This is a genomic window from Hoylesella shahii, assembly GCF_937990675.1.
Taxonomy (GTDB): domain Bacteria; phylum Bacteroidota; class Bacteroidia; order Bacteroidales; family Bacteroidaceae; genus Prevotella; species Prevotella shahii.
In genome coordinates, this window is the sequence record NZ_CALKQY010000023.1 from 31,395 (window position 1) to 46,171 (window position 14,777).

The window sequence follows — 14,777 nt, forward strand, 5'->3', positions numbered from 1 at the left end:
AGTTAAACACCCAATCACCATTGAGGGTTTTGTTTCCAGCCTTTGAGTTTGAGCAGTTCAGACTGTGGAATGGGATACCAATACATCTTAGGTTGGAACACACGCTGCTCCACCACATAGGGAGTATAGGTGTAAGTGGGCGTTGCCTGCGTGTTATCACGCTCTATACGCATACCCTTTAGCGGAGCACCCAGTGTAGACGAAGCCACTTTCCAGCGTCTAACGTCCCAAGCACGATGTTCTTCGAAAGCCAATTCCACACGCCGTTCGCGTCTAATGCGTTCGCGCATCTCGTCTTGCGTAAGTCCGTTGGGCAATGCAGGCTGGTCAGAACGTTCGCGAACTAGGTTCACATAGCGTTCGATGTCGGGATTGCCAGGTGCATATTCGTTTAGCGCCTCAGCATAATTCAAGTAGATTTCGGCCAATCGGAAGTAGGGGAATGTATGTCCCAGCTTTCCTCCGCCAGTCTGAATGTTCACCGACTCGTTGAGATACTTACGCAGATAGTGTCCAGTTGTAGTGGCATTGGTTTGATACAATCCATCTTTACCTCCGATATAGCTTTCAACTTTACCATTGTGGAAAGTTTGTTCGTTAAAGAGGAACGTGGCATCCATTCTACTATCACGGTCGGCATAGGGGTTTGCAGCCTGTGCAGCGTTGCTCCACGAGAAGTCAGAACCATCTGTCATCTCATATGCATCCAGCAAGTTAACCGAGGGATTGGTGCCACCAGTTCCACCAAAGCTAACAGGGAAATTAGCTTTTTCGAGATTATCCGACACCGCATAGCGACGCAAGAAGATGTATTCAGCATCTTGGAACTGGTTATGGAACAGTTGCACATAATTGTTCGAAAGCGAATAAACGTTTAAGTCAATAACTGCTTTAGCAGCCTTAGCAGCTTGTTCCCACTTGGCGGCATTGGTTGGGCGGTGTGTTTCGTCCAGGTTTTCGTAGTCAAGATACAAAGGACTGGCTGCATAGAGCAACACACGGCTCTTTAAAGCCAATGCAGCGCCCTTAGTGGCATGGCCCAATGCGGTGTTATCGCGCCAGGGTTGCAGCTCTAAGGAGTCGGCTGCAGCGTTGCACTCATTAACAATAAAGTTCACACACTCGTCCATTGTGGGGCGCGTTACATTACTGTAATCGTCGTTAATATTGAGCGACGTTGTCACGATGGGCACAGGACCGAAACGTTTTAGCAGTTCGAAATGGAAGAAGGCACGCAAAAAACGAGCTTCAGCCTTCCAAATACGAATATCTTTTTTACGGTTGGCATATTCGGTTCTTAGTTTTGGGTCGAGCCTATAGGTCTCTAAATCCACTTTATCTGCATTCTCCATCAGTTCGCAAGCCATGCGAATACCCATATAACACCGTTCCCAAGGGTTGTCGGGATTGGTAGTTGCATCCCACGAACCCGTGTTAATACTTTGCATATCGCCTGTTTGCAGAGCAAATTCTGCATCGTCGGTAACGCCATCGAACATGGCATTGCCATCCATGCGCGTGAGTCCTTCGGGTAACAAGGTATATATATTGGTGAGATATTGCTGTGTGCGAATATAAGAAGAAAAGGTCATATTCTTGTCGATGTACGAGTTAGACTCCCTATCTAGGAAGCCACTGCACGATACGAGCGACATGCCACCACCCAAGCAAAGGGCAACAAAGGCATGTTTAATGATGCTTTTACTCATAGAATTGCTGTTTTTAGGAATTTATAGAATATTCGTGCATTTAGAATGCCACTTTAACGCCAAGGCTCAAGGTGCGCATCAGCGGATAGTTGTACAAGTTACCTGCTTCGGCATCGCCCAATTCGTGCAGTGCGTCGATGGTAAACACATTTGTGGCATTGGCATAAATGTAAACGTTGCTCAATCTAATGGCATTTGTCAAACGGTTTGGTAGGGTGTAACCCAGCTGTATATTGCGCAAGCGCAAGAAGCTTCCGTTGCGTTTCCAGAAGGTAGACGAGCGGTAATTGTTGTCGAAGTTCACCGTAGACAGGCGTGGATAACTAGCCGTTGGGTTCTCCTTCGTCCAGCTGTCAAGTGCCAAGGGCGATGCAGTGCCATTGTCTTTAAACGAGTAAACAGCGGGGCCACTGAGGTAGATATCGCGTTTGGCTACACCTTGGAACATCACATCAAGGTTAAATCCATTCCATTTACAACCCAAACCTAGCATGTAGTTCCATTGTGGAACAGTGGAATTGCCCACAGGATAGGCATCGTTGCCATTGATAATGTTATCGTGGTTTTGGTCAACATACTTGATATCGCCAGGTGCAACGTGGCCAAATTGTGGCACAGGCAATCCAGCCTTAAGCGTTCCATCGGCCTCGAAGTCGCTTTCTTGATACAGTCCATCAGCCACAAGCATAATGGGTTGCCACACAAGATGGCCTTTTTGGTAGAGATAAGGTTCGGTTTTCAGGTCTTCTCCCTGTTCAGTAACCTTACTTTTAGCAAACCACACACCTCCTTCAGCATAATAAGAGAATTGATTTTGCAACGTTTTATCATAACGTGCAGAGAACTCGAAGCCCTTATTTTCTACGCGTCCGATGTTGGCCATTGGCAAAATACCACCCCACGAAGCACCTACGAATCCTGGTACTTTCGAGTAAGGACGGGTAAGGATGCCCGATTGCACCTCGTTAAACACATCGGCCGAAAGCGAAAGACAATTAAAGAGGTTGGCATCGAAGCCTAGGTTAAAGATGGTTTTGTCTTCCCATCTCATTTCAGGATTAGCCAATGTGGCCTCGCGAAATCCGCCAGAGCCATTATCGGTAGTACCAAAGAGGTAGCCTCCGTTATAGTCGTAGGTGGCATCAAAGATATATCTAGCCTTGGTTTGGTTGTTTCCCACCTTACCATACGATGTTCTCAGCTTCATATAGTTGGCCCATTCGGCATTCTGCATAAAGCTTTCGTTGCTGATAACCCATGCCAACGAAGCAGCAGGGAAGAAGCCAAAACGATGATTGGGCGAGAAATTGTCGGTTCCCATATACGAAGCAACCACCTCGGCCACATAAGTTTTGTTGTAATTATAGGTTGCACGACCGGCCCAATTAAGATAACGTTCGTCATCACGCATGCCATACACCTTATATATATCAGAGACGAACATGGCCATAGCGTCCACTCCGTGACGTCCAAAGGTGTTGCCGTAAGCAATTTGTGCCCTTAGATTGGCGCGCGTAAAGTCGGTTCTAAAGCCTTCTACGCTTTGCAAAGGTTCGTTTGCTCCATATTGGGTGTACTGATACACGGGCATATTGTTGGCGTCTAGGCCAGTTTGCGCTATTGAATAGCGCGCATAGTTGCGTTTTTTCTGCGAACTCTCGGCCACATAGTTGTTATATCCCACTGCTACATTGGCGCTAAGTCCCTTCACCAGCTTATCGAAATCGTAGTTCAACTTAAATATTACTTGCATTGAACGGGCGTTTTCTTCATACAAACCACGTCCGAGTACATTGCCAACAGGGTTGGTGTAGTTGCTTGTTCCGCCGTAGCTGCCATTAGGGTTGTAAACGGGGAAGGCGTTAGGAGGTGTTGTCCACATAGAACGAATTATCTGTCCTGCGCTTATTCCACCGCCTGGTGTACTTTGGTCGCCAATGCTCACACCGCTATATAGCGAAGCTGTTAGTTCGGGAAGCACATTAACATCGAGATTTGCTCTGAAGTTGTAACGCGAATAGGTGGCATTAGCATTCTCTTTTTGCTTACGGTCGGTGCCTGCATATAGACCACCGTTGTGCAAAAGACCAGCCATTACATAATAACGTATGGCCGAACTACCACCGCGGAACGTCATTTCGGCCATGGTTAGTGGTGCCGAGCTGCGTAGCAACTGCTTTCTCCAGTCCACATTGGGGTAAAGATAAGGGTCGCTACCATTTTGGTAGGCTGTCAAAGCATCGTCGGTATATCGTGCTGCCAAGCCATCGTTGGCTAATGCCTGATTGTAAAGACGAGCATAGTCGTAGCTTCCCAGTGGTTGCAGGGTGGATGTAGGCATTTGCAAGCCCGTTTGCACCCTGAAAGAGATAGAGGGAGGAGCCACCCTACCCTTCTTTGTGGTTACAAGCAGCACACCATTGGCACCACGAGCGCCATACAGTGCCAACGCTGCAGCATCTTTAAGCAGCGAGACGCTTTCAATCTCTTCGGCCGAGATATAGTCGAGCGGTGCTTCGAAGCCGTCAACGAACACCAGCATCTGCTGTCCGCCAACAAAAGAACTTAGTCCGCGGGCATACATGTTTTGCATGTAGAAGTCGTATCCGGGTTCGTCGGCCTGCTGCAGCACAGTAAGTCCAGGTAACAATCCTTTAAGAGCATTGCCCACAGTGGGCGAAGTGATGCGCATTAGTTGTTCTCCGCCAACGGTAGACATAGCCGCCGACGTTTTCCAAGCGTCTTGTTTGCCATAGGCCACATGGCTAACGTTGCTCACATAGCCCACGGTGTTGCTATGCCCTTGGCCTTCTAGGTTGCCTGTTTCTTTCTTCTCCACCTTGTCGGTTTCGCTTTGTGGCTTTGCCATAAGTCCTATTGGCAACAGTGAGCAAGCCATTATCAGGCTGAAATATCTTCTTATCATAGTTGTTTTTCAGTTTGGATGTGTTGAACATATTTACCAACCAGGGTTTTGCAAGAGTTGTCCCTTGTCTACTTCTAGCTGTTTCAGCGGATGCAGATACGAGTGTCTGCTCCACGAACGGGTTTCAAACACATAGGGTTCGTAGTGCACATGAGTCTTATTTCCATCGGGCGACGAGATGTTCAGTCCGTACATTTTTCCTCTCATCACGCCTTCGTTCTCTGCAATCATCCATCTACGAATGTCCCAGAAGCGATGATCTTCGAACGCCAGTTCAACAGCGCGTTCGTTGCGAAGCTTCTCACGAAACTGTTCTTTGGTAAGCGTTGAGGGGAAGTTGGGCATGCCAGCGCGTTGTCTCACCTTGTTTACAGCGTCGAAGGCCTCTGCGGGAGGCGTGTCGGCATACTCGTTGAGTGCTTCGGCCAAGTTTAAGTATAGCTCTGCCATACGGAAGTTAATCCAATCTACGTTCACCGAGTTGAGCGGAGGCGTTACGCGCAGGGTGCGAGGTGCCCATTTGTGCAACAGGTGACGTGTTTTGTCGGTGCTAGAGCGGTGTGCTCCACCGGGAAGGAAGTCGATAAATGTTATCTCGTTGTTCCACGATGAACCATGATAAGCCACTGTTTGCTTAAAACGTGGGTCTAGCGTGTTGTAAATATCCATTAGATTGTTACCGCCTGCTGGGTTCCAGTCGGCTGGTGTTCCGTCTTTTTTCTCGTAATACTTCACGAAGTTAAAGGTAACATATAGTCCACCATCGCCCCACGATTTGTTCATAGCCCACACAGGGAGGTTGGCCACTAGTGGCAAACGGCTCACTTTGAGGTCGCGATATTTCTTATTGGCTAGAATTATCTCCACGTTATCAGGTTCGGCCCATACATTTTCGTAGTCTTGGTCGGGATTTCCGGTGTTCAGCAGGGCATAATGTCCTGTTGCTGTGGCCGTATTGAGGGCCTCTCTTGCAGCATCAGCAGCTTTCTTCCAGCGCTCTTTGTCGTAATTGCCATAGCAAATCAGGTCTTCATGGCCAGGGAAGGGCATGTAAGGCGTGGCGGTGTTAAACAGCGGACTGGCTACATATAGCAGCACTCTACTCTTCAATGCCAAGGCAGCAACGCGTGTGGCGCGTCCCACTTTGGTGTCATCGGTATAGTAATCGGGCAGAATGGCCGCAGCGCGGTCACAGTCTACCAATATCGAATCTACACATTCGGCAAACGAATTGCGTGGATGCAACGAGAAGTCTTTTGCATTTAGCACGTCGCGGATGATGGGCATGCCACCATAACGATATGTGCCTTCCCACAGAAGCATGGCTCGCATGAAGTAAGCTTCGCCCTTAGCGCGCTTATTAAAGTCGGGGTCTCCAGCATCATAAGGCACTTTGTGCACATTTTGCAATATGCGATTACACACGCGCAGCACACTCCAGCGTTGGTAAAAACGGCTATCTTCGTCCCAGTCGATGCTATTGTTGTTATGATTGTCTACGTTCCAGGAAGAGTTTCCTTTAGCCCAAACAGCCACATCTTCGGCTTCGTCGCATGCCGAACCAAGAGTTGACGATGACCCAAGCCTTCTATCGGTGTTGCTTGTGCTGGCATTAAAGCCCAAAGGCAAACCTTGCGCATAGATGCCAGTGAGGTATTTCTCGGCCAAGGTGCGGTCGGCAAACACTTTATCCTCGTCTAACTCTACCGAGGGAGGTGTTTCAAGGAAGTCGGAACATGCCGTGGTCAATGCCACCAGCATGATGGATGATATATAGATGAACTTCTTCATAATTGTCAGAAATTGATATTTAGACCGATATTGTATATCTTTTGTAGCGGATAGGTGTTAATTTCCACGTTACCCCCACGCGAAGGTGCCTCGGGGTCTAGGTCGATAACATCGCTCCAGGTAAGGAGATTAGAGCCGCTAACATACAAGCGCACGCTTTGTACACCTAAGGGGCGCACCAATCTTTTGCCAAAGGTGTAACCCAATTCCACGTTTTTGAGGCGCAGGTATTTGGCATCGCGTGTCCAGAGGTCAGAGTCTTTATAGTTATTGTCGGTGTCTTTGTTAGGACTTTGCGACAAGCGAGGGAAGCTAATGCGTTCGCCGCGAGCATATCTCTCGGCAGTCCAGCGCTCCAGTATCAGACTTTTAGCACTCTCTTTGCCATTGATGAAGGGCCAGAGCGAGCGTCCAAAGTATTTAATAGACACGTTGGCTGCTCCTTGCAATAGTGCAGAGAGGTCGAAACCCTTCCAGCTTAATCCAAAAGAGAAACCGTAAATAATTTCGGGCGTGGGCGAATAGCCAATGGGCACCATGTCGTAATCGTCTATTTTGCCGTCTTTGTTCACGTCTACATAGCGCACATCACCTGGTTGCAACTTGTTTCCGCTCCATGCGCTCACTGGTCTATCAAGAGCATTTACCTCTTCCCACGTGTTATAATATCCGTCAAAGAGCAGACCGTAGAATTGTCCCACTCGGCGTCCTGTTTCCATTTGGTAGGCGTATTTCTTCTGCACTTCGTCTTTAAACAGCACTTTGTTGCGTGCAAACGAATAGTTGAAACGTGCCCAATAACGCAAGTCGCGTATATTGTTACGATAGTTCACATCTAATTCCCAACCTTTGTTTTCCATCTCGCCCATGTTGTAAGCTGGCAAGTTGGCACCTATCACCATTGATAGTGTGTTGCGGTTGGCCAAGATGTTGTTGCGATGCTCTTTAAAGAGGTCGAAAGCCACTGTAAGGTGGTTCTTCAAGAGGTTCATCTCAACACCAAAGTTCAGTTTTCGTGCCTTTTCCCAGGTTAGTTCGGGGTTTCCAATCTTGTTTTCAACCACCATCAACGAGTTAACGGGCTGCGAAGCCTTACCGAAATTATACTTGTTGATATCTTTGTTTTCGGCATCGCCATACGAAGAGGGTAGATATAGGAAGCGGTCGCCACCAATCTTGTCGTTACCCACTTCGCCATAGGTGGCTCTAAGTTTTAAGAACACCACGTAATCGTTCTTGGGGAAGAAGGGTTCTTCGCTCACAACCCAACCTGCCGACACAGCAGGGAAGAAACCAAACCTACGTCCTTTGGCAAAGTTTTCGGTTCCGTTGTAACCCATATTAAACTCGGCAAGGTAGCGCGAAGCATAATCGTAGGTAACCCTACCCACTACACCTTGATAGGCATTGGGCACTAAATACTGTAACGAGGGAGAATAATACTTGCTTTGGTTGTAAAGCAACAGTCCTGTTGTGTGGTGTTTTCCAAAAGTTTGGTCGTAGTGTAGGCCCACTTCGGCATATATCTTGCGGTTCTTTCCATAGTCGGACGAGGCTGCCCACACCGTTTCTTCCTCCTTAGGAACGAATACCACGCCCCCAGCAGCATTAGGGTCGCGCTCGGGCGTATAATAATGAATGCTCTTGCGGAACTTCTTACGACTGTAATAATAGCTGTCGAACGATATGCTTCCATGCACCGAGAGTCCTTTAAGCAACCAACGGCTAAGGTCGTAATCCATTCTTAAGGTGGTATTCACGTTGTTTTTGCTGTCGGCATCATATCCATTGCCCAGCAACATGCTGTAAGGGTTCTGTTCGCCCAACACATCTTGCAATCTAACCACCTTACCATCGATAAGTCCAGGAGAGCTTAGGGGGTTGGCCCACGATATTTCGCGCCATATAGTGCTGTTTCCCGAACCTGGTGTGCGCACGTTTTCAACCTGTGCAGCCAACTGCAAAGAGGCCTTAAAGTCTTTCGTGATGGTGAAATCAAGGTTAGAACGGAAGTTGAAACGCGCGTTATGAGCGTTTACATCGTGGTCGGCATCCACCTTGGTGTGGTTGTACATACCTTCTTGCGAATAATATCCTGCCGACACAAAATATTTCACACGGTCTGTTCCGCCTGTAAGCGTAAAGTTATGTTGCGTTCTTAGCGTTGTTTTGCGCAAGAAATCGCCTGTCCAGTCCATGTTGGGATGAAACAGCGGGTCGCTTCCATTGCGATAAAGTTCGATATCTTGGTCGCTAAAACGTGGCATGTAGGCCGTTCCCGACGTGTAGCTGTCGTTCAGTTGTGCCTCGTTATACAGCATAGCATAATCGGCACTATTAAGATAAGAGGGAATAGCAGTGGGACGTTGTATAGCCACATTACCCGAATAACTTAACTGGGGCTTGCCCGTTTTACCTTTACGTGTGGTGATAAGTATCACACCGTTGGCACCACGCACACCATAGATGGCTGTGGCCGAGGCGTCTTTAAGAATACTAACCGACTCGATTTCGTTTGGGTCGATACCGTTATAGTTGTCTCTTTCCACACCGTCAATCATCACCAATGGTGCGGTGTTGTCGGTAAAGGTGCTCACACCACGAATTAAGAGCGTAGAACCGTCTTCGCCAGGAGCACCACTGCGCTGCATGGCGATAAGTCCAGGCATTTTACCCACCAGCATGTTACTGATGTTTGCCTGTGGCGTTTGGACCAGGTCTTTTGTTGTAACCGACGAGATGGCGCCCGTTACGCTGGCTTTCTTTTGTGTGCCATAACCCACAACCACCACTTCGTTAAGTTTCTTAGCTGCATCTTCGGCCATGGTAATGCTCAGATGGTTTGTGTTTTTCACACTCACCTCTTGCGGAGCAAAGCCAATGTACGACACAGAGAGTGTGGCATTGGTAGGAACATCAAGAACAAACTCGCCATCCATGTTGGTAATAGTACCCTGATTGGTACCCTTCACCATAACGCTAGCGCCCACAATGGGTTCGCCAGTATCGTCTTTCACCACGCCCGATATTTTTTTGCCATCTTGATTTCGGCCCGTGGCGCCTAACTTTGGGTTGGTTTGGCGATTTGATGCATCATCGTTTTTGCGCACAAGCACCACCGTGTTGTTGTTAAACGAGAACTGCACGCCCAGTGGTGTTAGCACTTGCGTCAACACTTTTTGCAGTGGTTGGCCGTTGCACACCATTGATACGCGCGTCTTAGGATTAAGCACGCTGTTGCGATACACAAACGTGAAGGGGGTTTGCTTCTCTACCTGCCTGATAAAGGTTGCAACCTCTTCGTTGTGAAGGTTGAGCGTTACGCGCTGTGTTTGCGCATTAAGCGTCTGAACCATCCACAAAAGCAAAGCTACAAGCAGCCACATGCGCTTGTCTTTGTGTTCACTTCTTCGGTTTCTAGTCATTTTGGAAGTATTTAGATTTCTTGTTTTAGGGAGTTATGTTCATTGCTTGCTATGCCCTTTGGGGCTTAAGCGCGCTTTAAACCCTCACTCCACAATGATTTTATCTCCTTGTTTACGATAGGTAAAGCCATATTGCATGCTCAAGCTGTGCAACACGCTCTCTAGTGTTTCGTTGTAAAACGAACCTGTTAGCAGGTCGCCTCCTATACGTGGCCTAGCCAACTGCAGTTGCACACCATACCAATTGGCTATCTGTTGCAGCACATCATTGAGTGGTGTAGAACTAAACACCAAATAGCCTTCTCTCCATCCGGCATCCCGATGTAGGTCGTTGGGCATACATCTTAGCGCTGCAGTGTCTGCCGTGTACACAGCCTTTTGTCCGGGTTTCATGCGATAGGGGCGGTTAAGGTTGTTGGCCGTGAGACGCACCGCACCCGAGAAAAGGGCTGTTTCCACCCTCCCACGGGTTGTTTTCACGTTAAATCGAGTGCCAAGCACCTCTACTTGCATGCCTTTTACGCGCACATGAAAAGGACAATTGGCATCTTTAGCCACATCAAAAAAGGCCTCGCCACTGTTAAGCACCACTTCGCGACGCTCGCCTGGCACCACATCATAGCACAAATTTGTGCCCCCATTAAGGTCGATGCGTGTGCCATCAGGCAACACCGCACTAGCTTTCTGCCCTGGTTTCACGGTGATGGTGGCATAATGTCGCACTGTGGCGTTGCTCATGGCATACCACGTGTAGCCTCCAATCATCACAAATAGCAGCACAATGGCCGCTGCCACGTAGCGCAACTTAAAACTTTTGCGCTGTGTTTTGGTTTCTCTTTCAATATTCTCTAACACACGCTGCTTGGCGTCGAATGGCATTTGTGTTGCCTCCGAAGCATTAACAAAGTCGAGACACATCAAGTCCCACAGGTCGTCGTCGGCTGTTTCGGCCACCAATTGCCTAAACTCCTCCAACTCCTCGGCCGATAATTCGCCTCGCAAATAGCGTTGATATAATATGTCTATGGTATTTGCCATAACTGTTTTTTGTTATTGCTTATACGTGGAAGAATGTTTTTAGTACTACATTTTAATATCTGTTAATACTTTAAACAACAAGGAAAGAAAGCCTGAAGGGAGCAAACGATGTGGATTAAACTCAAATCAGCTGTTTGAGCTATGTAGATTTTGGGTTTTGTTGAGCACATTGTTTGTGTTATTCGTCAAACTGTAGTGCACCACGCCACATGAATAACACGGGCATGATGCCGACCTGAAAACGAGGGATGAACAAGAAACAATGAAAACCAGATAAAAACAAATGCGCAGCAACTGTTTAATTGCTAAAGCTCAAACATTATTTTCTAATTCACACCTTATACTTTTATAATAATGACATGCCAACTAATAGCGCCAACCAACAAAGAAAGCCTAATTTATCAGCTTAAGAATTAAAATTATTAATAATTCTATGGTTAATATAAAATAAATCTGTAAATTTGTCTTCGGTATTTACACGGAAGTCTGTTTTTATTTAATGCTTTCAGCAATATCTTAACAACAGCACCGCCTATTTACCCTAACGTTAATATATTTAAAACTAAACCCTATTGACTTGCAGCAGATGTGAATTTTATATGAGCTTATCAGCTATCATGCATAATAGCATCATATAGTTGTTTATATTTACAAAGACATAAATGAGAACCTAAATTCCTGAAATTCAGAAAAAAATTACATTAATAAAATAAATTATTATGCCTAAAAACTATTATTCTCTCCACAAGCTGGGCAAACCTTATGGCCCAACTTGTTCAAAGATGGCAGGGATAGGACTCTGTTCCTTGCTGTTATGTGCATCTCCGCAGTATGTATTTGCAGATGCGAGTTATGCTAATGCTACAGAAGCAACCCAGCAGTCATCAAAGATTAAAGGTAAAGTAGTCGATAAAGATGGATTGGGCGTCATTGGTGCTGCTGTTGGTGTGAAGGGCACAAACAATCGCACAGTAACAGACTTAGACGGAAACTTCGAGTTAAATGCAAAGGTGGGCGATATTCTTGAAATCACTTATGTTGGTCACAAGACTATCTCTATTGCTGCAACCGCACAATACATGAACATCACAATGGATGAAGACACTAAAGCTCTTGACGAAGTGATTGTGGTCGGTTATACAAGCACTAGTAAACGCGACTTGATAGCATCTGTATCGACTGTTAAAGCAGAACAAATTTCAAATATGCCTGTAGCTAATATTGCTCAAGGTTTGGCTGGTCGCTCTCCTGGTTTGATTGTTAAAACATCAGGAGGTGGTATCAACGCTACTCCGTCTGTTTCTATTCGTGGTGGTGGCGAACCTATTTATGTAATCGATGGTGTAATCCGCTCTTCTTCCGACTTTGCAAACCTTTCACCGGACGACATTTAGAGTATGTCTATCTTGAAGGATGCCTCAGCAACTGCAGTGTATGGTTCTCGTGCAACCAATGGTATTATACAGATTGTAACTAAACAAGGTAAAGAGGGTAGGATAAACTTCGAATATGACTTTAACCAAAGTTTTGCTCAACCAAGCATTTGGCCTAAGAAAATGAGTTCTTACGACCGTGCAATATATGCAAATATTGCTCGCGAGAACGACGGACTTGCTCCTGCTTATTCACAAGAGGGTTTGGACCATTTCAAGAACGGTACAGATCCATTGAACTTTGCCAATACAGACTGGCGTAGCTTAGTTTTAAAAAATTGGGCACCTATGCAGAAGCATTCTATTCGCTTGACTGGTGGCAATGAAACTAATAGATATTATATTTCTTTAGGACACATCGACCAAAACTCGTTGTATAAGAATAATAACCACTGGATGAAGAGAACCAACTTCCGTATCTCTAATTCAACCTTAATCAAACAACTCGGTTTAACAATCAATACTGCTATTGATGGTTATCGCCAGCATAACACACACCCTTACACTTCTACAGCAAGTAATTATTATGGTGTGTTCTCTCACATCAATGATAAACACAGCCGTTATCCTGGCCTTAACAAATTCGGTTTACCTTATAATATTACAGACAATCCCGTTGCCGAAACATCTAAGGATGCAGGTTATATCCGCAACATAGAAAATGTTATTAATGGAAAGGGAGAATTGATTTGGGCTTTGCCATGGGTAGAAGGCTTGAAAATTCGTGCAGCTAGTAACTATCGCTACTATGGAGAAACTCAGAAATCTTGGCGTAAAGATGCTGCTCAATACGACTGGGATTCTGATTCGCCTATCTATGCTAATAAGCCTCTATTAAATCATCAATCATCTACAGGCTATTCGTTTACGAATCAAGCTTTCTTAGAATATGCAAAACAGTTTAACAAGCACTCTGTTTCAGCTTTAGGAGGTTTTGAACAGTACTACGAGAAGACTGAATGGTATTCATCTCAACGTGAAAATTATGCGTTTAACATCGACCAAATTGGTGTTGGTGACGCTAACACGCAGACCAATGGTGGCGAAGAAGCTGAAATGGGACGTGCAGCATGGATCGGTCAGTTAAAATATAACTACGACAACAAGTACTATGCAGAAGGAAGTCTTCGCTATGATGGTTCAGATCGTTTTGCTCCTGGCAAACGTTGGGGAGCTTTCTTTAGCGGTTCTTTAGGTTGGGTTGTGACTGCCGAAGAATTCATGCAAAAGTTAGTTGAAAAGAACATTTTAAACTCATTGAAGTTACGTGTTTCATATGGTGAAACAGGATTGGACCAAAGTGCAGGCCGTTTCCAATACATGTCTACTTATTCTTACGACCCACGTGCTTACGTAATGAATGGTCAATACCATCCAGGCTTCACTGAAGGCAACTTGGCTTCTCCAGATTTAACTTGGTATACTACTAAGCAATTTGACATGGGTTTTGACTTTGCCTCTTTGAATAGTCGCCTTTATGGTTCGTTTGACTATTTCTATTACTCTACTAAGGGTTACTTGGTTGCTCCTATTGGTGAATCATACTTAAACACTGCTCTCGGTATAGGTTTGCCACGCATCGCATCTAATTCAGAACATCGCCGTGCAGGTGTTGAGCTTTCATTGGGTTGGAGAGATAACATTGGAGACTTTAAGTATGATATCGCTGGTAACTTTACTATCTATAATACGATTTGGGCTTTGGATGAAAGTGAAGCAGAAGCTTCACGTTTGAATCCATACCACCGTTCACAACAAGTAAAGCAAAACTACTATGGTGCTATGTATAAAAATCTTGGATACTATACTAGTGCAGAAGATGTATACAACTCACCTGGTATTATTAACTCATATAACTCTGGCTATTTAACTGCTGGCGACATCAAGTACGAAGACACCAATGGTGATGGCCAAATTACTTCTGAAGACTATCGTCGTTTAGGCAGGTCTAGTACGCCTCACAACCAGTTTGGATTAAATATTAATTTGAACTACAAAGGTTTCTACTTCAGCACCCTATTCCAAGGTTCATTAGCTTTTGATTTATATACTTCAAGCTCATTGGCAATGCAAACTGGTCAAACAGGTGATATGCCTGTAGCGTACGACTACCAAACAGATTTCTGGACACCATCCAACCGCAATGCTCAGTACCCCCGCTTAATGTCGAATACTGGTTTGAACGCTAACAACAACTATGCTTATAGTGATTTCTGGTTGATAGATGGTTCTTACATTCGTATGAAGGACTTCCAGTTTGGTTACGACTTAAAGTATAGCCTTTTGAAAAAAGTTTCTTGGCTGAACAGATGTAAAGTAGGTATCGCAGGTCAGAACATCTTTACTATTTCTAAAGCCACTAAGTATGGTCTTGACCCAGAACCAAAGGATACAGGTTATTATGGATACCCTGTAGAGAGAACTTTAGCGTTTACACTTAATTTAGGTTTTTAAC

Annotated in this window: 7 protein-coding genes; 2 read left to right on the forward strand and 5 right to left on the reverse strand. The window is 45.7% G+C overall.

Features of this window, described 5'->3' with window-relative positions:
- Positions 1-14: 14 nt before the first annotated feature.
- From QME03_RS03110 to QME03_RS03130, 5 genes are all read right to left on the reverse strand, one after another.
- Entirely contained in the window at positions 15-1,709 is a 1,695-nt protein-coding gene (locus tag QME03_RS03110; protein WP_110370200.1) for a RagB/SusD family nutrient uptake outer membrane protein, read from the reverse strand.
- Between the two features lie 40 nt (positions 1,710-1,749).
- Positions 1,750-4,635 (reverse strand): SusC/RagA family TonB-linked outer membrane protein, encoded by a 2,886-nt coding sequence (locus tag QME03_RS03115; protein WP_281723433.1) that lies wholly within the window; start codon positions 4,633-4,635, stop codon positions 1,750-1,752.
- A gap of 33 nt (positions 4,636-4,668) precedes the next feature.
- Positions 4,669-6,426, reverse strand: coding sequence for a RagB/SusD family nutrient uptake outer membrane protein (locus tag QME03_RS03120; RefSeq protein ID WP_281723434.1), 1,758 nt, complete (start codon positions 6,424-6,426; stop codon positions 4,669-4,671).
- A gap of 5 nt (positions 6,427-6,431) precedes the next feature.
- Complete coding sequence (locus QME03_RS03125; RefSeq protein ID WP_281723435.1) at positions 6,432-9,851, reverse strand: TonB-dependent receptor; 3,420 nt, start codon at positions 9,849-9,851, stop codon at positions 6,432-6,434.
- Between the two features lie 84 nt (positions 9,852-9,935).
- Positions 9,936-10,889 carry a FecR family protein gene (locus tag QME03_RS03130; protein WP_281723436.1) on the reverse strand — a complete coding sequence of 318 codons (954 nt, stop codon included), beginning with the start codon at positions 10,887-10,889 and terminating at the stop codon, positions 9,936-9,938.
- A gap of 719 nt (positions 10,890-11,608) precedes the next feature.
- Between QME03_RS03130 and QME03_RS03135 the strand changes: the two genes are divergently transcribed.
- Both QME03_RS03135 and QME03_RS03140 read left to right on the forward strand, forming a co-directional pair.
- A complete protein-coding gene (locus tag QME03_RS03135) occupies positions 11,609-12,283 on the forward strand; it encodes a carboxypeptidase-like regulatory domain-containing protein (protein WP_281723437.1) in 675 nt (224 codons plus the stop codon).
- A gap of 3 nt (positions 12,284-12,286) precedes the next feature.
- The gene (locus QME03_RS03140; RefSeq protein ID WP_281723438.1) at positions 12,287-14,776 is read left to right on the forward strand and encodes a SusC/RagA family TonB-linked outer membrane protein; all 2,490 of its coding nucleotides are present in this window, start codon (positions 12,287-12,289) and stop codon (positions 14,774-14,776) included.
- The last annotated feature ends 1 nt before the right edge of the window (position 14,777 follow it).